The sequence below is a fragment of the Cobetia sp. SIMBA_158 genome (genome assembly GCF_046566945.1).
Taxonomy (GTDB): domain Bacteria; phylum Pseudomonadota; class Gammaproteobacteria; order Pseudomonadales; family Halomonadaceae; genus Cobetia; species Cobetia amphilecti.
Window position 1 is genome coordinate 674,443 of sequence record NZ_JAWJYL010000001.1, and the last position, 21,903, is coordinate 696,345.

Annotated in this window: 22 protein-coding genes; 15 read left to right on the forward strand and 7 right to left on the reverse strand. The window is 62.3% G+C overall.

From position 1 onward, the window contains the following. Positions 1–31 precede the first annotated feature (31 nt). Positions 32–397 (forward strand): YqcC family protein, encoded by a 366-nt coding sequence (locus R2R70_RS03100; protein ID WP_410977234.1) that lies wholly within the window; start codon positions 32–34, stop codon positions 395–397. Positions 398–512: 115 nt separating this feature from the next. Next, positions 513–1,013, forward strand: a complete 501-nt coding sequence (locus tag R2R70_RS03105) for a gamma-glutamylcyclotransferase family protein (RefSeq protein WP_410977235.1) — start codon at positions 513–515, stop codon at positions 1,011–1,013. Between the two features lie 135 nt (positions 1,014–1,148). Here the strand turns inward: R2R70_RS03105 and brnQ are convergent, their stop codons facing one another. Together brnQ and R2R70_RS03115 are read right to left on the reverse strand one after the other, a co-directional pair. Further along, a complete protein-coding gene (gene brnQ, locus R2R70_RS03110; RefSeq protein WP_197738709.1) occupies positions 1,149–2,489 on the reverse strand; it encodes a branched-chain amino acid transport system II carrier protein in 1,341 nt (446 codons plus the stop codon). A 269-nt stretch (positions 2,490–2,758) separates the two neighbouring features. Next, positions 2,759–4,060, reverse strand: a complete 1,302-nt coding sequence (locus R2R70_RS03115; protein WP_410977236.1) for a DUF1853 family protein — start codon at positions 4,058–4,060, stop codon at positions 2,759–2,761. A gap of 1,266 nt (positions 4,061–5,326) precedes the next feature. Between R2R70_RS03115 and R2R70_RS03120 the strand changes: the two genes are divergently transcribed. The 7 genes from R2R70_RS03120 to R2R70_RS03150 all read left to right on the forward strand — a co-directional run bounded on the left by R2R70_RS03120 (position 5,327) and on the right by R2R70_RS03150 (position 10,021). Then, positions 5,327–5,668 (forward strand): hypothetical protein, encoded by a 342-nt coding sequence (locus R2R70_RS03120; RefSeq protein ID WP_107335218.1) that lies wholly within the window; start codon positions 5,327–5,329, stop codon positions 5,666–5,668. Positions 5,669–5,754: 86 nt separating this feature from the next. Beyond that, the gene (locus R2R70_RS03125) at positions 5,755–6,087 is read left to right on the forward strand and encodes a hypothetical protein (RefSeq protein ID WP_043335406.1); all 333 of its coding nucleotides are present in this window, start codon (positions 5,755–5,757) and stop codon (positions 6,085–6,087) included. Positions 6,088–6,183: 96 nt separating this feature from the next. Then, positions 6,184–6,516 carry a hypothetical protein gene (locus R2R70_RS03130; protein ID WP_043335408.1) on the forward strand — a complete coding sequence of 111 codons (333 nt, stop codon included), beginning with the start codon at positions 6,184–6,186 and terminating at the stop codon, positions 6,514–6,516. A gap of 115 nt (positions 6,517–6,631) precedes the next feature. Beyond that, positions 6,632–6,964 carry a hypothetical protein gene (locus R2R70_RS03135; RefSeq protein WP_410977237.1) on the forward strand — a complete coding sequence of 111 codons (333 nt, stop codon included), beginning with the start codon at positions 6,632–6,634 and terminating at the stop codon, positions 6,962–6,964. A gap of 516 nt (positions 6,965–7,480) precedes the next feature. Next, complete coding sequence (locus R2R70_RS03140; RefSeq protein WP_192837887.1) at positions 7,481–7,747, forward strand: hypothetical protein; 267 nt, start codon at positions 7,481–7,483, stop codon at positions 7,745–7,747. Positions 7,748–8,297: 550 nt separating this feature from the next. Beyond that, complete coding sequence (locus tag R2R70_RS03145) at positions 8,298–9,110, forward strand: haloacid dehalogenase type II (RefSeq protein WP_410977238.1); 813 nt, start codon at positions 8,298–8,300, stop codon at positions 9,108–9,110. 227 nt (positions 9,111–9,337) lie between these two features. Then, positions 9,338–10,021 carry an alpha/beta hydrolase gene (locus tag R2R70_RS03150; protein ID WP_410977239.1) on the forward strand — a complete coding sequence of 228 codons (684 nt, stop codon included), beginning with the start codon at positions 9,338–9,340 and terminating at the stop codon, positions 10,019–10,021. 139 nt (positions 10,022–10,160) lie between these two features. Here the strand turns inward: R2R70_RS03150 and R2R70_RS03155 are convergent, their stop codons facing one another. Next, on the reverse strand, positions 10,161–10,727 hold the full coding sequence (locus tag R2R70_RS03155; RefSeq protein WP_410977240.1) for a DUF6314 family protein: 567 nt from the start codon (positions 10,725–10,727) through the stop codon (positions 10,161–10,163). Between R2R70_RS03155 and R2R70_RS03160 the strand changes: the two genes are divergently transcribed. Beyond that, the gene (locus tag R2R70_RS03160; RefSeq protein ID WP_043335420.1) at positions 10,726–11,601 is read left to right on the forward strand and encodes a carboxylate/amino acid/amine transporter; all 876 of its coding nucleotides are present in this window, start codon (positions 10,726–10,728) and stop codon (positions 11,599–11,601) included. The two genes, R2R70_RS03155 and R2R70_RS03160, sit on opposite strands and share 2 nt — an antisense overlap. A 39-nt stretch (positions 11,602–11,640) precedes the next feature. Here the strand turns inward: R2R70_RS03160 and R2R70_RS03165 are convergent, their stop codons facing one another. After that, positions 11,641–13,347 (reverse strand): PLP-dependent aminotransferase family protein, encoded by a 1,707-nt coding sequence (locus tag R2R70_RS03165; RefSeq protein ID WP_410977241.1) that lies wholly within the window; start codon positions 13,345–13,347, stop codon positions 11,641–11,643. A 156-nt stretch (positions 13,348–13,503) separates the two neighbouring features. On the opposite strand from R2R70_RS03165, the gene R2R70_RS03170 reads away from it, so the two are divergent. Then, complete coding sequence (locus R2R70_RS03170) at positions 13,504–14,511, forward strand: DMT family transporter (RefSeq protein WP_410977242.1); 1,008 nt, start codon at positions 13,504–13,506, stop codon at positions 14,509–14,511. Positions 14,512–14,635: 124 nt separating this feature from the next. On the opposite strand, the gene R2R70_RS03175 is transcribed toward R2R70_RS03170, so the two are convergent. The 3 genes from R2R70_RS03175 to R2R70_RS03185 form a co-directional block, all read right to left on the reverse strand. Beyond that, complete coding sequence (locus tag R2R70_RS03175; protein WP_410977243.1) at positions 14,636–15,385, reverse strand: OmpW/AlkL family protein; 750 nt, start codon at positions 15,383–15,385, stop codon at positions 14,636–14,638. 347 nt (positions 15,386–15,732) lie between these two features. Continuing rightward, the gene (locus R2R70_RS03180; protein ID WP_054556795.1) at positions 15,733–16,326 is read right to left on the reverse strand and encodes an OmpW/AlkL family protein; all 594 of its coding nucleotides are present in this window, start codon (positions 16,324–16,326) and stop codon (positions 15,733–15,735) included. Positions 16,327–16,687: 361 nt separating this feature from the next. Then, on the reverse strand, positions 16,688–17,551 hold the full coding sequence (locus R2R70_RS03185) for a lipopolysaccharide kinase InaA family protein (protein WP_063124274.1): 864 nt from the start codon (positions 17,549–17,551) through the stop codon (positions 16,688–16,690). Positions 17,552–18,137: 586 nt separating this feature from the next. Between R2R70_RS03185 and R2R70_RS03190 the strand changes: the two genes are divergently transcribed. The 4 genes from R2R70_RS03190 to R2R70_RS03205 all read left to right on the forward strand — a co-directional run bounded on the left by R2R70_RS03190 (position 18,138) and on the right by R2R70_RS03205 (position 21,471). After that, positions 18,138–19,754 (forward strand): cytochrome ubiquinol oxidase subunit I, encoded by a 1,617-nt coding sequence (locus R2R70_RS03190; RefSeq protein ID WP_054556794.1) that lies wholly within the window; start codon positions 18,138–18,140, stop codon positions 19,752–19,754. A 6-nt stretch (positions 19,755–19,760) separates the two neighbouring features. Beyond that, entirely contained in the window at positions 19,761–20,894 is a 1,134-nt protein-coding gene (gene cydB, locus R2R70_RS03195) for a cytochrome d ubiquinol oxidase subunit II (RefSeq protein WP_209443815.1), read from the forward strand. Between the two features lie 110 nt (positions 20,895–21,004). Beyond that, positions 21,005–21,106: a cytochrome bd-I oxidase subunit CydX gene (gene cydX / locus R2R70_RS03200; protein ID WP_024951692.1), complete on the forward strand. Its 102-nt coding sequence runs from the start codon at positions 21,005–21,007 to the stop codon at positions 21,104–21,106. A 59-nt stretch (positions 21,107–21,165) separates the two neighbouring features. Then, a complete protein-coding gene (locus R2R70_RS03205) occupies positions 21,166–21,471 on the forward strand; it encodes a cyd operon YbgE family protein (RefSeq protein ID WP_082388798.1) in 306 nt (101 codons plus the stop codon). Positions 21,472–21,903: the final 432 nt, after the last annotated feature.

The window sequence follows — 21,903 nt, forward strand, 5'->3', positions numbered from 1 at the left end:
AACGAACCATGCATGATTTGACGGAGGTCGCATGAATCCGACTGAACAACCCCAGGACGGCGAGATCGCCGGCAATCCCTACGACGAGCTGCGCGCGCTGCTGGCACGCCTGGAAGCGACCATGAAGGCAGCAGACCTGTGGCGCATGGACACGCCATCCCCGCAGGCCTTCATGAGTGTGGAGCCATTCTGTGTCGATCGCATGGACATGGGCCAGTGGCTGCGCTTCGTGTTCATCGCCCGTCTGCAAGCGCTGTGCGATGCCCGTGCGCCGTTCCCCGCCAAGTGTGAAGTGGCGCCGGCCATCGAGACCTGGCTGAAGGATGCCCGCCCCGAGCGCCGCGTGGCGATGACGGAAGTGATTCGCGAGATCGACACCCTGATCACGACGCACTGATTGTCGGGCAGGCATCTCACCTCGCACTGAGCCTCCTCTTACCCGACACCTCCCACTGAGCCCTTCGCGCGTGATGCCCTCGCATTGCGCCTCGAGACAACTGTCAGGAGCTTGCATGGCCTATTACTTCGCCTACGGCAGCAACATGAATCCGGCGCGTGTCGTGGCACGCATCGGCGAGACGCGACGGGCCATGCATGGTTGGTTGCAAGAGCATCGCCTGAGTTTCGACAAGGCCTCTCGGGTCGATGGTATCGCGCATGCCAACGTGCAGCCTGCGCCGGGCGAGCGCGTCGAAGGCGTGCTGTACGAGCTGCTCGAGGCCGAGCAGATCACGCTGATGGACCCCTTCGAAGGCCGCCCGCATGAATATGAGCGTTTCCTTCATCCCATCGTCACCCGTGAAGGCGTGATCGACGCCTGGGTGTATGTAGCGCTGCCCGAGCGCACCGCCGAGGGTCTCAAGCCGGCGCGCGAATACCTGGAGCACCTGCTTGGCGGGCGCGACTTCCTGACGCCGGACTACTTCACGGCGCTGAGCGGCGTCGAGGCCGTGCATGCGCTGGATGACGCCACCCTGGCTCAGCTGGGCCTGTCGCGCACTACGCCGCGCTGACGGTCGCCTGACAGCGGACGGGTGCCTGTCATCTGTTTTCGGTCAGCTGGCGTGTGGCAACAAAAAGCCCGCCTCTCGTTGGAGAGGCGGGCTTTCGTGTTTCTGGTCACGCTGCGCGACTGATTGGCGTGAGCCTCAGTCCTGCGCGGCCAATGCCGGGTCCAGGTTCGTCTGGTCACGACGGCTGGCCAGCATGCCGATGATCAGCCCCGCCAGCGCCGGCGCTAGCCAGCCCAGATTCATCGAGGCCAGCGGCAGCAGCGGCTCGATGCGGTGCGAGATGGCCATCAGCGAGTCGATGCCACTGGCTTCGAAGCCATCCAGCAGGCTGACCAGCAGCGTCAGGCCCAGGGTCCAGGCGAACACGCGCGGCGCATCGTGCAGGCGCGGACGCAGGTAGGACAGCAGCGTCAGCACCAGCACCAGCGGATAGAGCGTCACCAGTACCGGAATCGAGACACTGATCAGGGTCGAGAGGCCCAGATTGGCGATCAACGCCGAGGCCACGGCCATCACGATCACCAGCAGGCGATAGGGCACGCTCGGCAGCAGGCGATGGAAGAACTCGCCGCAGGAGGTCAACAGGCCCACCGCGGTGGTCAGACACGCCAGGGTGATGACCAGCGCCAGGATCAGCTTGCCGGCATCGCCGAACAGTGCCTCGACGTAGACCGGGATCAGCTCGCCCTTGGCCGCTTCGCTGACCAGCGCATGGCTGGTGGCGCCCATGTAGGTCAGCGGCAGGTAGACGGCGGCCAGACAGATGGCGGCGATGGCGCCGGCCCACAGGGTGTAGCGGGTCACGTCAGCGGTCGCGGTGATGCCGCGTGCCTTGATCGCCGAGACGATCAGGATGCCGAACACCATCGAGGCCAGCGCATCCATGGTCAGGTAGCCCTGCTGGAAGCCGGTCATGAACGGCGCCTCGGCCCACTCGGGACTCACCGGCCCCAGCGGCCCCTGCGGGTCGATGATGGTGAACAGCGCGATCAGCGCCAACAGCGCGATCAGCAGCGGCGTCAGCCACTTGCCGACCACATCCATCAACTTGCCCGGGCTCAGCGCGATCAGCGTGGCGATGCCGAAGAACAGCACCGAATGCAGGGCCAGGCCGCTCTGTGCTGACATGTCGATGAAGGGACGCATGCCCATCTCGAAGGCCACGGTGCCGGTGCGCGGAATCGCGAACATCGGCCCGATGGACAGGTAGATGGCGACGCCGAAGGCCGCGGCTGCCCACTTGGGCAACGGCGAGGTGATCTTGTCGAGGCCACCGCCGATCACGGCCACCGCGACGATACCGGCCAGCGGCATGCCGACACCGGTGGCCAGAAAGCCCAGTGCCGCCGGCCAGAATTCGGCACCCGCGCCCTGACCCACCTGAGGCGGGAAGATGATATTGCCTGCGCCCAGAAAGAGGGCAAAGGTCATGAAGCCCAGCGCCACGATATCGAGGCTGGAAAGTCGTGTTTTCACTATGACGTCCTACGGATTCAGCAGATGCGTTGCAGCAGGCGTCATCAGGTGACCGATGAGGTGGTCGGTCAGGCAAGAAGACGTGCCGAGAAGCCGTTGGCTAGCGACAGGGGTGGGTCACCAGCAGACCCGGGAGCAGCGGGGTAGTGTTGCGCGCGGGCCGAATGGCGAGATCAGACTGACGGATTGTCGCCACCCTGATCTGACGCGGCGCATTATCGTTGATTTCACGTAGCAAGACAAAGTCGCCAGCAAGTCACGCGGCAGGCTCACTGCGCGGCAGGTGGTGGGGGCGGTAGTGGAATGAAGCTCGGCCAGTCGTCCGGCACCACGAAGATCCGCCATTGCTGGCGGGGTGAGCTGGCGGTGGTCGGCTCGCCGTCAGGCGCCGCCACGCTGCGCTCCAGCCACAGCTGGCGGGGGTGTTGATACGTGCGCTGGCGGCTGTGCTGCTGAGCCGCCGCGTCTTGCTGAGCCGCCGTGACCTGCTGAACTGGTTCGTCCGGGCTGAGGTCGTCAGCGGCGCCAGGTGGCACGAAGTGATCGCGCAGCCAGCGGTCCAGTTCATGCCATGGTTGTAGCGACGCCACGGGCGGGGCGGCCAGCCAGGCAGGTTTTTCCCTGACACAGCCCAGCAGCGGGCCGCCATGCATCGGGGAGGCCTCGAGGGTCTGACAGAAGGCGGCAAACTGGCTGACCCTCATCCACCAGCCGGCCTGGCGCGCACTCTCGGGATGGCAATGGCGGGGCGGGGGCAGCGTGTCGGCGGGAGCTATATCTGGCTGCCAGGGGCGAAACAGGCAACCGGGCAATGCCAGTTGCTGGCCTGCAAGCAGCGGGGCAGGCGGATCTTCTGCCAGCGGTGAGTTCGTCTCGCTCGCGCCTGCCTGTCTGGCCAGTGCTTGTCTGGCCAGTGCCTGGCGGATCGTCTGCTGCCCGCGCTCGGTATAGGCCAGGGGCAATTGATGCTCAAGGCTGCGCTGATACTTGATGGAGAGGCTGTCGGCGCCGCCGGGGCCTATCCAGCGTGCTGGGCTGTCGGCCGCTTCAGGGCCTTCGGGCAGGCCGAGATAGAACTTGATCGCGACCTCCAGGTGCGTGGGCGCCGTGTCCTGCGCCGCCAGATAGAGCATGTCCAGCTCGCCCAGCGTGATCTTGCCCTGGGAAATCCTGAGGTTGTTGACCAGCAGGCGACTGCCGGGCGCGTGTGCCAGCACGAATTGCCAGAGCAGCTCATGGTAGTGGCCCAGGCGATAGTGGCGGCGCTCATTCACGGCAGCCTCGAGCGCGTGGGGCGCCTGCTCCAGCGCCATCAGCCAGTGGTGGCGGACGCGGTCATCCTTTAGTCCGAGTGCCGCCAGGGACGGGCGTGGGTAACGCGCAGGCTGCAAGAGATCCGGGGCACTCAGAAGCCAGGCGATATCCCTGACGCGCGGGTGACTGTAGCGCGCGCAATCGCGGCGCAGGTCGCAGCCGGTCGCACAGGGGGAGTCGGCCCATTGGGCAAAAGGGGGCGATGACTCGGCTGCACCGGGCGATGCATGGGGCGGGGCTTCGGGCTCGATAGGCATGACGCCAGTGTATCCCACGTCGGATGACGGTCGATAATGCGCGACGTCGTTCGGGGCTGGCTCTGTGTGAACCGAGCCGAGTGCTGCTTGCCGGCCGTGGTGTCCTGCTGGTGCTCCTTCTCTCCCTCTATCTACTCCCTTTTCCTTTCCCTTTCTCCACTCCCACTCTCTGCTCCCTCTGTCTTCTTGCTCCTTTTCTCAATCGCCACTCTTTACCCGACCCTTTACGCCAGTCTTGCGCTGCTCACGCGACATTTTCTCGCCGCTTTCTTGACGCTCTTCCAACACGTTCTGCTGTCCGTCGACGGAAATGCGACGGCCGTCCCCAAGCTGTCATCATTTTGACATCGTTGCGTGGGTCGCCTAAGCGATTGAAAACGTTGAGATTACTTCGCGTGGGTGAGTGAGGCGGCTTCAGTCCGGGTTGGAAGAGCGCTGAATTGATTCGCTGGGGGAATCAATCCTGTTCCGGTGCGGGGATATATCCCACGGCTCGCGAGGTTCACAATGCACTCCATCAACGTTGCAGTAAATATGCAGGGCTGATGAGGCGGTACTGACCTCGAGCTCTTGGTTGTCGAGTGACATGAATCTTCTCGACATCAGTGGGCAAGACGTCACCGACTGACAGTGTGAGGGGCAGGATCCACACCCTGAACAATCGGTCAATGAATATTCGTAAAGATTGATGTGCACAATTTCTTGCTGCTGGACGCTGTTTTCAGGCGTCTCAGCCAAAGCAGAAAGAAAAATACGCATTTTCTTGTTTTTGTGGCATCCAGTTCTGCTGTGGCGACGTATAACTCATCAGCACAGCAAGACACACCCTGCAGCGTGCAGCATGTTCGACCAAGGTGGTGGGCGAGACACTGTCTTCCTCAGCCAAAGTCGATAGTGATCTGCCAGGTCGAAGCGCCGCTCAAGGGGATGGGCCAGCACGCAAACAAGGAATTCTTGCACTCTCCATGTTGTACAAGTCTTTTTCAGAACCGCTGCAATAGCTTTATGGGTGATGAGAGGGGCAGGAGGGTCAAGCACTGGGGAAGGCCGTTCGTTTCCAGTGGCGTTGCTCAAAGAGAAACAGTGAGCTTCCAGTTGCACGGCTAGTTTGAACGCAGCATAACAATTAGTCTGTTAATCATCGAAGCGCAGCACGCACCACAGACAGTGAAGGCCAGGACCCGGACAGGGGTCAGCAAACCACTCCTTCACTGACTGACAACGACTCAAAGCGGAAGCATCCGCACCAGGACCAGGAGATACACCATGAAAAACATTTCCCTCAAGACTCTGATCGCTACCGTCGCCATCGCCACTGCCAGCACCTCCGTATTCGCAGCCGACGATAGCCCTGCCGCCGTGCGCGTCCAGAACGCCATCAGCAGCCAGCAGATCATGGGCCAGACTCAGCCGGCTGCCACCAGCCAGCAGAGTTTCTCCGAAACGGGCATGAGCGTTGCCGCCGGTCGCGTTGAGCAGGCGCTCAATGCTGACCACATCCGCGGCGTCGATACCGCTGCCGTGTCCCAGGCCAACGCCACCGTCAATGATCAGGGCAAGAGCGTCGCCGCTAGCCGCGTTCAGCAGCACATCAGCGACAACGCCTGAAGCCGGGTAGGTCACGCTGACAACTCGGTGACCCCCGAACATCGCCTCACCTGACATTCGACCTTGCCCATTTCTGGAGAATCATCATGAAAACCCTGACTTCCCTGATCGCCGCCGCTGCCATTTCCATTGCTGCCACCGGCGTTGCCACCGCTGATGAAAGTGTTGCCGATGCCCAGGTGCGTGCCGCACTGAGCGAACAGGTCATCCACGGCCAGGCGCAGCCCGCCGCGACGCAGCTGAATGCTGCCGAGTCCGGCATGAGTGCCGCTGCCAACCGTGTCGAGCAGTCCCTGAACGCCGACACCATCAAGGGTGAACAGACGCACGCCGTCTCCCGCGGCCAGAGCCTGAGCAACGACAACGGCAAGAGTGTCGCGGCATCACGCTTTGAAGATGCGCTGAACGACAACGCCTGAGTCTGCAGGTCCTGATTCATGGCCCCAGGCCCGGGACCACAGCAGCACTGATCTCCCTTTTATCTATTCGCTACTCACCTTTTTTGGAGTCATCTCATGAAAACCCTCAATGCCCTTATCGCCGCCGTTGCCCTGTCCGTGACCGCCACTGGCGTCGCCAATGCCGATAGCGTTGCCGACCAGCAGGTTCGCGCCAACATCAGTGAATCCGTGATCCACGGTCAGGCCCAGCAGGCAGCCACTCAGCAGCAGGCCATCACCGATGCAGGCAAGAGCGTTGCGGCCAGCCGTGTCGAGCAGGCGCTGAACAGCCAGACCATCAAGGGCCAGCAGGCGCAGGTCACTCGCGACACTCAGCAGTTCGTCAATGATTCCGGCAAGAGCGTTGCCGCGTCACGTGTCGAGCATGCCCTGAACGACAACGCCTGATGCGTCGCGCCGTCACGCTGACGGCAGCGAACAAGGACTCTGCTTGCGACCTGGCTGACCTTTTTGACCCAGTTGGCCCGGTTGACCCGAACAAAGATTTCACTGGAGATATTTCATGAAAATGCTCAATACCCTCATCGCCGCCACCGCGCTTTCCGTTGCTGCCACCGGTGCTGCCTTTGCAGACAGCGTCGCTGACATTCAGGTACGCTCTGCGCTCAGCGAATCCGGCATCCACGGCCAGGCCCAGTCCGCCGCCGCCGAGCAAGCCACCTTTGCCGATACCGGCATGAGCGTTGCTGCGGGCCGTGTCGAAAGCTCCTTGAACGATGCTGCGATCGAAGGTCAGCGCGAGACCCTGGCGTCTGACTCACAGCAATTCGTCAACGATGCTGGCAAGAGCGTTTCCGCGACTCGCGTCCAGCATGCTCTGAGCGAAAGCGTCTGAGCCAGATTGTCTGGTTCAGGTTGTCTGAGCCCCGCTCTGATTCGTGACTACGCATAGCAGCAACTGACTCAAGTGTCCCCGCAGCAAGTGTCGTCATGAGCAGCAGCAAGAGTTTTAAGCAGCTAGAGCTTGACGATCTAAAAGCGTGAACAAGCCAGTCGTAAAGCAGTGTCACTGACTCTTATCGCCAGGTGATACCTCGCCGCGAAGTGCAACGACAGTCTGACCCTTCCTGAAATGGCCGGTATCTGTCGGGAGTCATCCCACGCAGCGACGCCCCGTGCCTAATACGATGACGTAGAAGGGTCCCGCCATGGGCAAGCCTGAACAGCGCGCCATCGTAAGCCGCATCCTTGTGGGTAGTGCTTGTTGATAGTCTTTGATAATTGTTCACGTGGGTAATATCAAGTATCAACTCTGATAGATATCCCGCCTGGGTATACGCAGTACATGAAGTGATCAATGATGTGTCACTTCATGGCAACTCGATAGTGAAAATGAACGGAGGATAGAAAGATGATCAAGTCATTCATGACTCACGGCCTGGCAGCGTTTGCCCTCGCCACCAGTGGTCTGGCCAGTGCCGATATCAGCACTGATGACAGCAGTAACGCGCGATTCAATAGCGCTCAATCTCACGGCATTCACAGCGAAGTGCGTGATTATCAGAAGAGCGAAAAGCGCTACGCCGCAAATCCTGACATTCTGATCACCAGTCGTGGCAATGTGTTTGCCGATAGTGATGTGCATGGTGCAGTCGATATCGACGCCGATCATCGCTGATTTTTCGATGCTGACGGTTCACACGACTCGGTTCACATGACACGCTTCACATGACTTCATGCCGCAAGTTGTCATTGCGAAACAATTGAAGCGCTGTGATTTGATTGCCGCTGCTTGAATCACCGCGCAGCGACGATCGAAAGCGTAGGCACTGATGCGCAAGCCAGTGACTACCGACATTCAGGGAAAGCGAAAGGAAATATCCCAGACGTAGAGACACTTGGATAGTGAGCAGAACGCTTGAGCAAGGGCTTTGGGCCCCTCCACCAGCCTGACTTGAACGACCCGGTGGCAAAACCCTTTCTCAAACGCTTTCCTGTCCTGGGTGTCGCTGTCCCGACATTCGTTGCCCGCCACCATGGCGGGTTTTTTTATGCCCGGATTCTAGAAGGGCGCAGCAAGTGGTTGGTCGACTCTGTACACGGCACCTTGCTTGATGACCGCAATATGCTGAGGGTTTTCCAGGTAATTCGTAAGGATTCATCGGCAGTTCACTGTATGGATGTCATGATGAATCACGGTGATTAAACGTTGTTGATTGCCGGCCTGCATGTCGGATAGCCCGAGGCAGGATGCCATGATATCAATCAAGTGGAGGCCCATGATGGTGCGCGGAAAACTCAAGAAAGTGGCAGGTTCATTGGTGTTGGGTGTTGGTTTGATGTCAGGGAGTGTGATGGCGGGTGATGTCGTCGAAAAGCCCAAGGTGCTGATCTTCGATGTCAATGAAACGCTGCTGGATCTTGCCTCGATGCGCAGTTCCGTCGGCGAGGCACTGGGGGGCAGAGAAGACCTGCTGCCCCTGTGGTTCTCGACCATGCTGCATTATTCTCTGGTGTCTACCGTGACCCGGGATTACCACGATTTCGGGCAGATCGGTGTCGCTTCGTTGCGGGTGGTCGCGCAGAACAACGGTGTCGAACTGACGGATGAGCAGGCGAAGAAGGCCATCATCACCCCGTTGCTGACACTCCCGCCTCACCCTGATGTCAAGGAAGGTCTGGCCAGGCTGAAGGCTGAAGGCTACAAGATCGTCAGCCTGACCAACTCGTCCAACAAGGGCGTCCAGGCGCAGTTCGAAAACGCGGGATTGCTGCCGTATTTCGATGCGCGCTACAGCATTGAAGATATCCAGATCTACAAGCCGGACCTGCGTTCCTATGAATGGGTGCTGGACAAGCTTGATGTCGAACCCGAGGAAGCCATGATGGTCGCGGCACATGGCTGGGATGTCGCGGGCGCCAAGGAGGCGGGCTTGCAGACCACGTTCATCGCCCGCCCGGGCAAGGCCCTGTTCCCGCTGTCAAAGAAGCCCGATCATGTCGTGAAGGATGTGAACGAACTGGCCGACATTCTGCAATAGCATCAGAACCCTTGATTGACGGAACCCTTGATTGACAGAACCCTTGATCGACGGGTGCTGAAGATATTCTGTCATCATGGCGTTTATGGCATTGGTGAGGCTGGCTGGCGTCGAGTGACAGGGCAATTTGCCTGTTCATGGTGAGATTGCCAGCCTCATCGCATGGCAGATGACGGCGTCAATGGTAGGCTGGGCGGCATTCCCCTTCTTACCGACCGGAGCTGAATATGAGTGACGCATCACAGCAGCATGGCCACCGTGCCCCTCAGATCATCGAGCCGAGCGCCCAGGCGGATGCCTGCGTGATCTGGCTGCACGGCCTGGGTGCTGACGGCAGTGATTTCGTGCCCGTGGTGCCTGCGTTGGGTCTGCCCGAGAATCACGGCGTGCGTTTCGTCTTCCCGCATGCACAGGAGCTGGCCGTGACCGTCAATGGCGGCATGCGCATGCAGGCCTGGTACGACATTCTCGAGATGAATCTCGGGCGGCGCGTCGATGAGGTGCAGCTGCGTGAATCCGCAGCCTACGTGCATGCCTTGATCGAGGAGCAGATCGCCCAGGGCATCGCCAGTGAGCGCATCATTCTGGCCGGCTTCTCCCAGGGCGGCGCGGTGGTCTATGAGGCGGCGTTGAGCTGCGAGCGTCCGTTGGGCGGCTTGCTGGCGCTCTCGACCTATTTCGCGACCAGCGCGACCATTGCGCCGAGCGCCGCCAATCAGGGCTTGGCCATCAGTGTCCATCACGGTACCCACGACGATATCGTACCGCTGGCACTGGGTGAGGCGGGCGCCGAGAGTGCGCGTGCGCTGGGGCATCCGCTGGAATGGCAGACCTGGCCGATGGCGCACGCCGTGTGTCTCGAGGAAATCGAGGCGATCGGTGAGTGGTTCAAGGCGCGTCTGCTGGCCTGATCGGCTGCCAAGATCGACTTTCAGTATCGACTGCCAGAGCAAAAACGCCGCTGACGGAGTGATTCGTCAGCGGCGTTTTCATGTGCTGCCAGCGCCCCCGTCATGCGCCGACAGCGCTCATGTCAGATACTGGTCGCGCTCAGCAGCGATAGCGGTAGGCGAGGTGTTCATCCTTGCGCGGGCCGGTGATGCGCCAGTCGAGATCAAAGCCCAGGGCATTGCCCGCCTCATCGCGCTCGATGACCAGCGTGGCGGCGTAGAGGTCATCGATGCACAGATGCGCTTCACGACTGACGAAGTGATCTTCGCCTTGAGCGCCGTCGGCCACCAGGTCGAACAGGAAGACGGCGGCATCGCGGCCACGACGCTCATGACTGAGCGACAGCGCCTCACCATCCGCGGCCAGCTGCCAGCGATAGCGGTTGTGGAAGTTGACGCTGGATGACTGGTCCTCGAGCTGGAACTGGCCCTGCTCGAGAAATACCACGCTCTCCGCCTCTTGCTGAGCCGCTTGCCGTGCCCCGTCATGAGGGAAAGCAGCGGCTTCTCGAGAGACCGTCACCTCGCCGCTTCCCTGGCCAGACCAGGCATTGCGCGAGGCCGGGCCGGAGCGTGACGAAAAATCCAGCCGGCGGATCTGCGCGAGCAGCGCATAGAGGGTTACAATTGGTGTCAACTTCTTCTGGCTACCGGGTTTACTCGTCATGTCCTACCTGATTGGTGTCACGGCCCTCTGGGCCTTCTCGTTTTCCCTGATCGGCGTCTATCTCTCCGGTCAGGTCGATAGCTATCTGGCCGTACTGACGCGTATCGCGCTGGCCTGCCTGATCTTCGCGCCATTCATGCGCCCGCGTGCGATCAGTGGTCGTCTGCGCTTCCAGTTGATGGCCATCGGCGCGATCCAGCTCGGCCTGATGTACATCTTCTTCTATCGCTCCTTCCTGCTGCTGCCCGTGCCGGAAGTGCTGCTGTTCACCATCTTCACGCCTATCTACATCACCTTGCTCGATGACCTGATGAACAAGCGCCTGTCGCCATTCTACCTGCTGACCGCCGCGATTGCGGTGCTGGGTGCGGCGATCATTCGCTATGACGGGGTCAGTGACGGCTTCTGGCTCGGCTTTGCGGTCGTGCAGGGCGCCAATCTGTGCTTTGCCATCGGGCAGGTGGCCTACCGTCAGGTCGCTCCGCAGCTGCCGGCGGATGTCGCCCATCGCCATGTGTTCGGCTGGTTCTATCTCGGCGCGCTGGCGCTGGTGATCGTGATGTTCCTGTTGTTCGGCAGTACCGACAAGCTGCCGTCGCAGCCGGTGCACTTCGTGGTGCTGGGCTGGCTGGGCATCGTGGCCTCGGGGCTGGGCTACTTCCTGTGGAACAAGGGCGCGACCCGGGTCGATGCCGGCACGCTGGCGATCATGAACAACGCGCTGGTGCCGGCGGGCCTGCTGGTCAATCTGCTGATCTGGAACCGCGACGCCGACCTGGCGCGTCTGGCGCTGGGTGGGGCGGTCATCGTGGCGGCACTGGTGATCAATCAGGTGTGGGCGCGCCGCCGCGAGCAGGCGCTGCGCATGGCCTGAAAGTCTGTGCCATAAGGAAATTCAGACATCGCATCTCAATCAGCCCTCGCCCTGTGCGAGGGCTTTTTGCAGGTGAGCAGTGAGGCGCGCCAGTATGTCCTGCTGGCGGGGAGTCGTGTCAGAGGGCCGCGCAGCGTTCTGCGTCACTTCCTCGCCGAGCTGGGCCGCATTCAGACGCAGGCCGGATTGTTCGGCATTGAACAGGCTGCCGGGCAGGGTAGCGATGCCTGCATTCAGCAGCTCCTGATGCAACTGCTCAAGCTGGCGCGCCTCAAGGCTTGGCAGGCCACACCATTGCAGATAGCCGCCGCTCGGTGGCGGCAGCCAGACGCTGTCACCCAGCGCTGCGCTCAGGTGCGCGCGCAGACGCTCCAGGCGCCTCGCATAGCAGCGTCGCATGCGCTGTACGTGTCGACCGTAATCCCCGCTGGTGATCAGTTCGCTCAGGGCGGCATGCATCCATGGCATGTCGCCCATGCCATTGGCCCAGCGCGCCCGAATCATCGCCTGCAGCCCCAGTGGTGAATCCTGCTCGGGCCGTGACAGCCACAGCCAGCCGCAGCGGGTGCGGGGGTCCAGCGTCTTGGAAAATGATCCGAGACTGATCAGCGCAGGCATCGGCCTGTCGGCATGGCGGTGGGCGAGGTCGGCCAGCCACGGCTGGCGGGTATCGAAGCTCAGCTCGGCAAAGGTGGTGTTCTCGACCAGCAGGATGGCGTGGCGGGCCGCCAGTGCCAGCAGGCGGTGGCGATCTGACGTGCTCAGCTGTCCGCCCAGGGGATTGTGGCCATCCGCGGTCACGATCAGCGCATCCAGCGTCAGGGCGGGCGTCTTGTCATCATGACGTTCGAGCAGGCGCTCGAGCGCCTCGACATCCAGTCCCTGGTGCGCGCGGGCAGGAATGGCGATCGCCTGATGGCCCTGGGCTTCGATGGCGGCCACGATACCGAAATAGCCCGGCGCTTCGACGCCGACCCGACAGCGGCCCTTGGCGGCACGCAGCTGGCCGAGCAGCAGTGACATGCCATGCTGCGCCCCTTGGCTGATCAACAGGGCATCGCTGTCACAGGGATGACCGTGGTGGCTGAGGTGCTGGGCGATGGCAGTGCGCAGCGCGCTCGAGCCCGGCGGCAGGGCATAGGCGCTGGGATGCTGGGCATGCGCCCCGAGCTGAGTGCGCGCCAGACGATACAGGCGACGCACGGCGGGGGCGTCCAGCTCCGGATGAGCGGCACCCAACGGCGCCAGGCGTGGATCACTGGCATTTGCCATCGCCTGCCAGGCCGGGTCACTGATGGTGAGCGTGGTGATGGCACGCGGCCTGTGATGTGCCTCCCGCTGACCGTGCTGCGACTCGCCGGGATGGCGTGATGAAGTCGGACTGGTCTGTGAGCCGCCATTCAGGGCGCCATTCAGGGCATCCGGGGCGTGAGCAGCCTGCGTCGATGGCGCGACCCGATAGCCGGCACGCGGTTCGGCGATGATCAGGCCCGCCGCCTCCAGCTCGCCATAGGCACGAATCACGCTGTTGAGGCCGAGCCCCGACTGCGCCGCCTGCCGCCTGAGCGAAGGCAGGCGCTGTCCTGCGCTCAGTTTGCCCGTCGCCATCTGGGCCTTGAGCCGCTCGACCAGCTGCTGATAGCGCGGCAGCGTCGCGGCAGTGGCGCCTGAGCTGGTGGTTGAGTTGATGGCGTCGCCGGCAAGCGAAGGGCGGCTGGCGGACGAAGCGTGCTCGGCGGATGACATGCCTGTCTGTACCCCTTGAATTGGTGATTATCTGTATCTTGTGCCCCCTTGAGGGTTCGCGGCAAGCTGAAGGCTCATGTCGTGGTCCCGTCGGTGCACGTCCTGCACCTGCCCCCGGGCCGACCGCTTGTCATTTCTCTCGCTGGAGTCTGCGTGATGTGGATGCCACTTTGCTTCGTGTTTCTGTTCGCCAGCGGCTTCATCGCCGCGCGCTTCGGTACCCTGGACGCTGAACCCTTCACCCTGCTGCTGGTGCGCAGCCTGCTGGTGCTGCCGGTGCTGGGAGTGATTCTGTGGCTGCGCCGCAAGCCGCGTCAGTGGGGCCGGCGCAACGACCGTCTGGCGCAGATGGGCATTGGCATGCTGTTGCATGGCGCCTACCTGGGCGGCGTGTTCGCGGCGGTCAAGGCGGGGCTGCCGGCGGGCCTGACGGCGCTGCTGGTCAGCCTGCATCCACTGGTGACGGCGGCCTTGTCACTGCCGTTGTTCGGCGTGCGTCTGGGCGCCAAGCAGTGGACGGGGCTTGGCTGTGGCGCCATCGGCGTCAGTCTGGTGCTGGGGGCAGGGCTTGCCAAGGACGGCGCGGGTACCCTGGAGTGGCCGCTGATCGGCCTCGTCTGGTGCCTGGTGGCGCTGATCGGCGTGTCCAGCTCGACGCTGTGGCAGAAGCGGGTCTCCGGGCGCATGGGGCTGGTCGAGGGGCTGATGTTCCAGTATCTCGGTGCGGGCGCGGTGTTCGTCGTCGCCGCGACCAGTGTCGGCAGCTTTGCCTTTGACCCCACGCCGCGTCTGCTGCTGACCATGGCCTGGCTGGTGATCGCCATCTCGGTCGGTGCCATCTGGCTGCTGATGCTGATGCTGGAGCGGGGCGAGGCCCATCAGGTCGCGCGCACCTTCTTCCTGGTGCCGCCGTGTGCCGCGCTGATGGCATGGTGGCTGTTCGATGAGCAGTGGACCGCGCTGATGGTGGCGGGCGCGGCACTGGTGGTGCTGGGACTGGTGCTGGACCGCCCGCGTCCGGGCAAGGTGAGCAAGGCGCCGGCAGAGGACGCCACGCCGCCTTCGCCTTCAACGCCCTCAACGCCCTCAACGCCCTCAACCTCAACAGCTACAGCAACTTCCAAGGCTTCGGCAACGAACAGCGGGCAGGCCGCCTCGCGCTGAGGCGTGTCGAGCGCACAACTCACAACGCACTCAGTACAAAGCACAACGCCCCGCCGGCCCGAGTTGGGCTGGCGGGGCGTTGTCGTTTCTGGCCAGTCAGAAGCGCTAGCCAGGAAGTGGCTGATCAGAAGCGGTAGCTGATCCCGGCCATGGTCACGATGGGGTCGATCTCGACCTTGTCGTTGACGCTGCCCGCCACGGTGACATCGGAATCGATATCCAGATACCAGGCGGCGACGTTGGCCGCCCAGTGCTCGTTGATCACCAGATCGACGCCGATCTGTGCGGCCGCGCCCCAGCTGTCATCCATCTCGAGCTTGGTGCCATCGTCGAGGGTTTCATCGGAGAAGTGGGTGTAGTTGACGCCCGCACCGATGTACGGCTGGATGCGCGACTCACGTCCGCCAAGCGGGTAGTACTGCAGTGTCAGGGTCGGCGGCAGGTGATCGACGGAACCGGCTTTCTGGCCATTGAGCGAGATGTCGTGGTCGAAATCCTGCGCCGCCAGCAGCTCGATACCGAAGGTGTCGGTGAAGCGATAGCCGAGAGTGAAGGCAAAGGCGCTGTCATCATCGACATCCACGTCGGCACCGATGGCATCGATGCGACCGTTGTCACTCTTCGGCGAGACCTTGGCGACACCCGCACGCGTCCAGAACTGCCCGGCGCCGTAGTTGAGAGAGCTGAGAGAGCTGTGAGAGCTGTGAGAGTTGGCATTCAGCGAGTCGGCGGCCATGGCCGGTGCGGCGCCGAGCATCGCGAGGCCGGTGAGGCCTGCCAGTGCCAGAATCTGCCACGGGCGTACCGCAGAGCGCGGGCTGCGCGAAGTCAGGTGCGCGGGGAGGGAGGCTGAGCGAGAGACGACGTCGGACATGATGGCTCCTCAAGGATGGCGGGAAACAATGCCCTCATTCTAGGTAGCCGAATTTCGAGAAATTTGATCTGGGGCAAGAGTTTACGGGCGTTCTTGCTCGGTCAGGGGCGTGGTTGATCCAGGTCAATTTCTGCGCCGCGCCGGCGAAGATCCGCCGTGTAGCCGTTGGCTGCCCATAACGAAAACGCCGCAGACCCGAAGGTCTGCGGCGTTTGTGTGTGATGCCCATCTGGCGCCTGGACGGCTCGACGTTGCCGAGCTCCATCGCTGACGCTTTAGTGAATGATGCGGCATCACACGGCTTGCAAGGTACTCGCTGGAGGCATGTTCACGCCTCGTGCAAGAACTTAGAAGCGGTAGGTGACACCGGCACCGACAGTGACCGGGTCCAGCTCGGTGTCGTTCACGTCCTGACCGGCAATCTTGGTATCGGCCTTGACGTCGGCGTAACGAGCGAAGCCGTTGACGGCCCAGGCTTCGGTGATCTTGAGGTCCACACCCAGCTCGGCAGCGGCGCCGTAGCTGTCGTCGATGTCCATGCTCTGGCCACCGGCAGACTCACCGGAGAAGTGGGTGTAGTTCAGGCCGACACCGGCGTACGGCTGGACGCGGGCTTCAGTACCGCCCAGCGGGTAGTACTGCAGCATCAGGTTGATCGGCATCTGATCGAAACCACCGGCGCTGTTTTCCCAGTCAGTGCTGAATTCTTCAGTGGACTGCAGGGCGATGGCCAGGTTGTCGTGGAACATGTAGCCCACGGAACCGGCGAAGCCAGACTCGTCCTTGGCGATCAGACCGTTGCCGTTGTTGCTCTTGCCGTCGACCTTGGCAACGCCACCGCGCAGGAAGATGTCACCCTTGCCATATGCCATGGCGGATTGTGCGCCCATTGCCATGGTGCCGGCGATAACAGTAGCGGTCAGGATCTTGATAGCTTTCATGTGTAGTTCTCCTTGAAGCTTGGCTTCGTGAGCTGCCTGTCAGCAGTGCCTCGCTACCCTACGGCTTGGGCCGTGTGCTCTACGTGGCTGCGTCGATCAGGGGACGCTGCGAACTATAAAAAACAGCGTTCTGTTTGGCAAGCATTTTTTTAGAACGTTGTTTGAAAACTTATTAGGCGTCTTGTTAGCGGATGTTACCGATTATTTCAGGGAAGTTTAATGTCTCACGAGTGAGACTTGTGATGACGCATTCGAGCGACATCCCCATTCATCCTCGCGCAAGGTGACCAAGACCTTGGTCGCATGCCGTGCGCGAGGTTAGTACTCACTACGCCAAAGATCGTCGCCGGCCTCTGCAGGCTCAGCGACGCTTGCGTGCGGCGCGTGCTTCCAGCTCTTTCAGCCACTGACTGACCTCGGCGCTCTGCGCATCCGCATCGCGATAGACGGCAAGAAATTGTCGCCATTCATCGTGCTGCCAGCCCTTCAGGCGGCGCCACAGCACGTAGAGATCGCGCAGGCACTCGTGGCGGCGCAGCACGAAGCGGCGCGTCTTCTCGAGGTCGATGATGACGGCGTCCATCTGCCAGGTGCTGGCCGGCGACTCACTCGGCGGGCGACTCAGGAAGAGGTGCTTGGGGAACAGGCAGCCATGCATCAGGCCAGCCTGATGAATCTCGCGCACGAGGCGGGCGCTGGCGGTGATGACCTGAGAGCGCATGCCGGCATCGAGTTCCGCCCAGCGTTCATGCCAGTGGTCCAGATCATCGCGCCCGGCGAGATCGAAGGTGATCAGGATGGCGCGCCATTCCCGGCCTGCGCGCCGCTCGCCGTACCAGCCGGCGTCCACTGCCGGTATTCCCAGCGCGTGATAGTGGCGGATGGCACGCCATTCGCGAGAGAAGGTCGGTTCGCCCAGCGGGCGCGCCAGGCTGCGGCCCAGGTGGTTGGTCTGGCGCTTGAGATAGAGGCGATGGCTGTTGCCGTCCTCATCCTCGAGCGTCAGCAGCGAAACCGTCGAGACGCCGCCGCGTTCACGATTCGGCGCGTCGACGTCGTGGGCTGCCACTTGCCACAGGGCATCGAAGCTATTGAGGTCGTGCTGTTCCAGCAGGCGGGCGAGGCCGGCTTCGCAGTAATCGCCGTGGCCGCGCGGCGCCGTGGCGCTGGGGCTGGTGGTGGCGGTGTGACCAGCAGAGGGATGAATGGGGGAGCGATGCGTCATGTCAGGTAGGAATCACGGTCTCGGGTGATAGGCGGTAAGCGTTCACTGGCAGTCCTTGTCGGTGAGCGCTGCGATGACTGGCCATGATAGTTAGCCTGCTGGGGGAGTGACAGGCCTGCGGCACAAAACTCTCCTTCCCACCGCGTCAATGACGCGGGGGCGTGATGGCTTGCTGCGCGGCGCCTGGCGCCGCTGGGGTGCGCCAGTCGGTCGCAGCGTGGTGCAACGTCGCAGTGTGGTCGATGGTCGCAGCGCGCGCAGGGGTGCGCAGAGTCAGCGTTGAGATGGCGCCAGGCCAGCGAGGCCCGTCGCTTCAGCATCCATGCGGCTTGCAGCGGAGTTGTCCAATGACAATAGGCACTTGGCGGAGGTGGCGGGTGCGACATTCGGCCGGTGAGTGCGACAACCTGACATCTGGAGACTGGCGCGGGAGGGTAGACAATGTCGACCAAGGTCTTGGTGCTACGGTGCCATTGCCTGTGTGCTTGCCGGCGAGAGTCGGCCTGATGTGTCCGTCCGACGTCGGTGGCAAGCGCATGCAGGGACGGCAGCCTGGCCGTCCGCCTTATCGCAAAGGGGTTAAGACATGATCTCCGATACCGTCGTGGAGCTGTCGCGGTTCCAGTTCGGCATGACCGCGCTCTACCACTTCCTGTTCGTACCATTGACCATCGGCATGGCCTTCCTGCTGGCCATCATGGAATCCCTGTATGTCATGACCGGCAAGCAGGTCTACCAGGACATGACCAAATTCTGGGGCAAGCTGTTCGGTATCAACTTCGCCCTTGGCGTGGCCACTGGCCTGACGATGGAATTCCAGTTCGGCACCAACTGGGCCTACTACTCGCATTACGTCGGCGACATCTTCGGTGCGCCGCTGGCCATCGAGGGCCTGGTGGCCTTCTTCCTGGAATCCACCTTCGTCGGCCTGTTCTTCTTCGGCTGGGACCGCCTGACCAAGCGTCAGCACCTGATGGTGACCTGGCTTGTCGCCTTCGGCTCCAACTTCTCGGCGCTGTGGATCCTGATTGCCAACGGCTGGATGCAGAATCCGGTCGGTGCGGCCTTCAATTTCGAGACCATGCGCATGGAGCTGACCAGCTTCGCGGATGTCATCTTCAACCCGGTCGCCCAGGCCAAGTTCGTGCATACCGTGTCGGCCGGCTATGTGACCGGCGCCATGTTCGTGCTCGGCATCAGCGCCTTCTATCTGCTCAAGGGACGTGATCTGGGCTTCGCCAAGCGCAGCTTCGCCATCGCCGCCGCCTTCGGCCTGTTCTCGGTGGCCTCGGTGATCGTGCTGGGCGATGAGTCCGGCTACGAGGTCGGGGATGTCCAGAAGGCCAAGATGGCCGCCATCGAGGCGATGTGGGAAACCGAGCCGGCACCGGCGTCCTTCACGCTGATCGGTCTGCCCAACGAGGAGACCCAGCACACCGATTACGGCATCCATATTCCCTATGTGATGGGCCTGATCGGCACGCGCTCGCTGGATACCGAGATCCCCGGCATCAAGGAGCTGACCGAGGAGCACCGCGGACGCATCCTCAATGGCATGCAGGCCTATGACCTGCTCCAGCAGCTGCGTGATGGCCAGGACGACATCGCGACCCGCAAGGCCTTCGATGCGGTCAAGGATGATCTCGGTTACGGCATGCTGCTCAAGCGCTACGTCGAGACGCCCTCCGATGCCACGCCGGAGATGATCGACAAGGCCGCCGCCGACTCGATTCCGCCGGTCGCGCCGATGTTCTTCTCGTTCCGCATCATGGTCGCCTGCGGCATGGCGATGCTGGTGATCTTCATCGCGGCGGTGTGGATGACCGCCAAGCAGCGCTTCGACGTGCGTCCCTTCCTGTGGATCTGCCTGCTGTCGATCCCGCTGCCGTTCATCGCCGTGGAAACCGGCTGGTTCGTGGCCGAATTCGGGCGTCAGCCGTGGGCGGTGGGGGAGATTCTGCCGACCTTCATGGCGGCCTCGAGTCTGGATGAGTCCGACCTGTGGTGGTCCATCGGTGGCTTCCTGGCCTTCTACAGCCTGTTCTTCGTCATCGAGATGTGGCTGATGTTCCACTTCGCGCGCAAGGGGCCGTCTTCTCTGCACACCGGTCGCTATCACTTCGAGCGCGGCGGCATCCACCATGGCGCCATGTCCGAAGATGACGGCATGTCACTCAATCCTTCGCTGTCATTCAAGGAGTAACGGATCATGTGGGATTACGAGATCCTCAAGCTGTTCTGGTGGGTGGCGGTAGGGCTGCTGCTGATCGGCTTCGTCATCACCGATGGCATGGACATGGGCGCGGCGATGCTGATGCCGCTGGTCAGCCGCAATGACAGCGAGCGCCGTGTGGTGATCAATACCCTGGCCCCGCACTGGGATGGCAATCAGGTATGGCTGGTCACCGCCATCGGCGCGGTGTTCGCGGTGTGGCCGGTGGTCTACGGCGCCGTGTTCTCCAGTTTCTATTTCGCGATGCTGACCATCCTGTTCTCGCTGTTCTTCCGCCCGCTGGGCTTTGACTATCGCTCCAAGCTCGAGAACACCCAGTGGCGTGGCTGGTGGGACCGCGGCATCGTCGCCGGCAGCCTGATTCCCACCGCCTTCTTCGGGCTGATCTTCGGCAACCTGCTGCAGGGCGTGCCGCTGGAAGTCGATCAGTTCATGCGTGCCAGCTACGCCGGCAGCTACCTGGGCCTGTTCAACCCCTTCGCCTTGCTGTGCGCTGCGCTGTCCGTGGTGATGGTGATGCTGCATGGCGGCACCTGGCTGGTGGCGCGTGCCGATGAGGCCGTCGCCGCACGCAGCGCGCGTCTGGTGCAGCCGCTGGGCCTTTTGACGCTGGGGCTGTTCGCGCTGGGCGGGCTGTGGGTGTGGCTGTCCGGCATGGGCTACAGCATCGATCAGATGGGCGATACCGCCTCGGCCTTGAAGCTGCTCGACAAGCAGGTCGGGCCGGGCAGCTGGCTGGATGTCTATGCACGTGAGCCGCTGACGCTGCTGGCACCGCTCAGCGCGGTGGTCGGTGTGCTGGCCGCCATGGTGCTGTCGGCCCGGCGCAAGGGCGGCGCGGCCTTCACGGCAAGCTCCGTCGGGGTAGGGGGCGTGGTCGCCACCGCGGGCATCAGCATGTTCCCGTTCATCGTGCCGTCCTCACGCATGAGCGAGGCCAGCCTGACGCTGTGGGATTCCGTTTCCAGCGAGCTGACGCTCTCCATCGTCACCGTGGCGGGTCTGGTGATGGTGCCGACCATCATCCTCTACACCACCTGGTGCTACGTGAAGATGTGGCGTCGCGTCACCGTCGCGCATATCGAGCAGGACGGTCACAGCCTGTATTGAGGTGCGCTGACCTGAGTTGAGCTGATCTGAATTGAGTTGAGCTAGCTGAGCCAATTGCTCCCATTTGCTATCAATAGGCGAGGGCAGTGCCCTCGCCAGGAGACGACACCATGTGGTATTTCGCCTGGATTCTCGGTGTGTTGCTGGCCTGCTTCGCGGGCATCATCAATGCATTGTGGCTTGAGCAGACCCACACCTTTGACGATGATTGAGTGAGGCGGCCCCCAACGTTACTTCTGCGCCGCTGACCGTTCCGATCAAGGAGAGCTCGATGTCACGACCCTGGTACGCCTCACGACCACCGGCCTGGTGCCGAACTCGACCTGCCCATCTGGCCTCGCTGCTGCTGTCTGCCATGGTGGCCATCTGGATGCTGCTGGGGCCGGATGCGATAGCCTCGATGCAGACAGGGCCGCGCTATCTGATGTTGCTGGTCGCGCTGTGGGGGCTGGGCGCCGGCTTCACGCATGGCGTCGGCCTGGTGCCGCGCCATGCGACCCGCGCCTGGCTGCTGGGGGCGCCGCTGAGCTGGTGTCTTCTGCTCATCACGCTGGTGACCCTCGCGTCCAGCCAGTAACGCGATTGCGCAGGCTCTATTCATTACATCAACAAACACGGCCGCTCCCTGGAGCGGCCGTGTTTGTTTAGGGCTAAAGGCATGGCTCAAGGGCATGGCTTGCGAGCCCTTGAGTGATTCAGGCTTTACTTGTTGAGGCCGCAGGCTCTATAACGCAGCGAGGTGGCGTCGCGTTCATGGACCCTCGCAAGCCCTTGCCGATTTCTGGCGCTGTGCGGGGCTTTCACGGATTCTTGCAGCTGGCAGACCGGTTCGCGCTGGCCGCCATCCGCATTGACGCTGCGTTGTATTCGTCGCCCTCGGCCCCAAGAGGTAATGGAGCGGAGGGAGGAGAGGCGCCGATCGAGAGCGGGAGAGTGTCTGGTAAGCCGCTGGTGCAGCACCTGTGTCCTCTTCACTCTCACCTTGTCAGATGATGATGCCCTGGCGTGC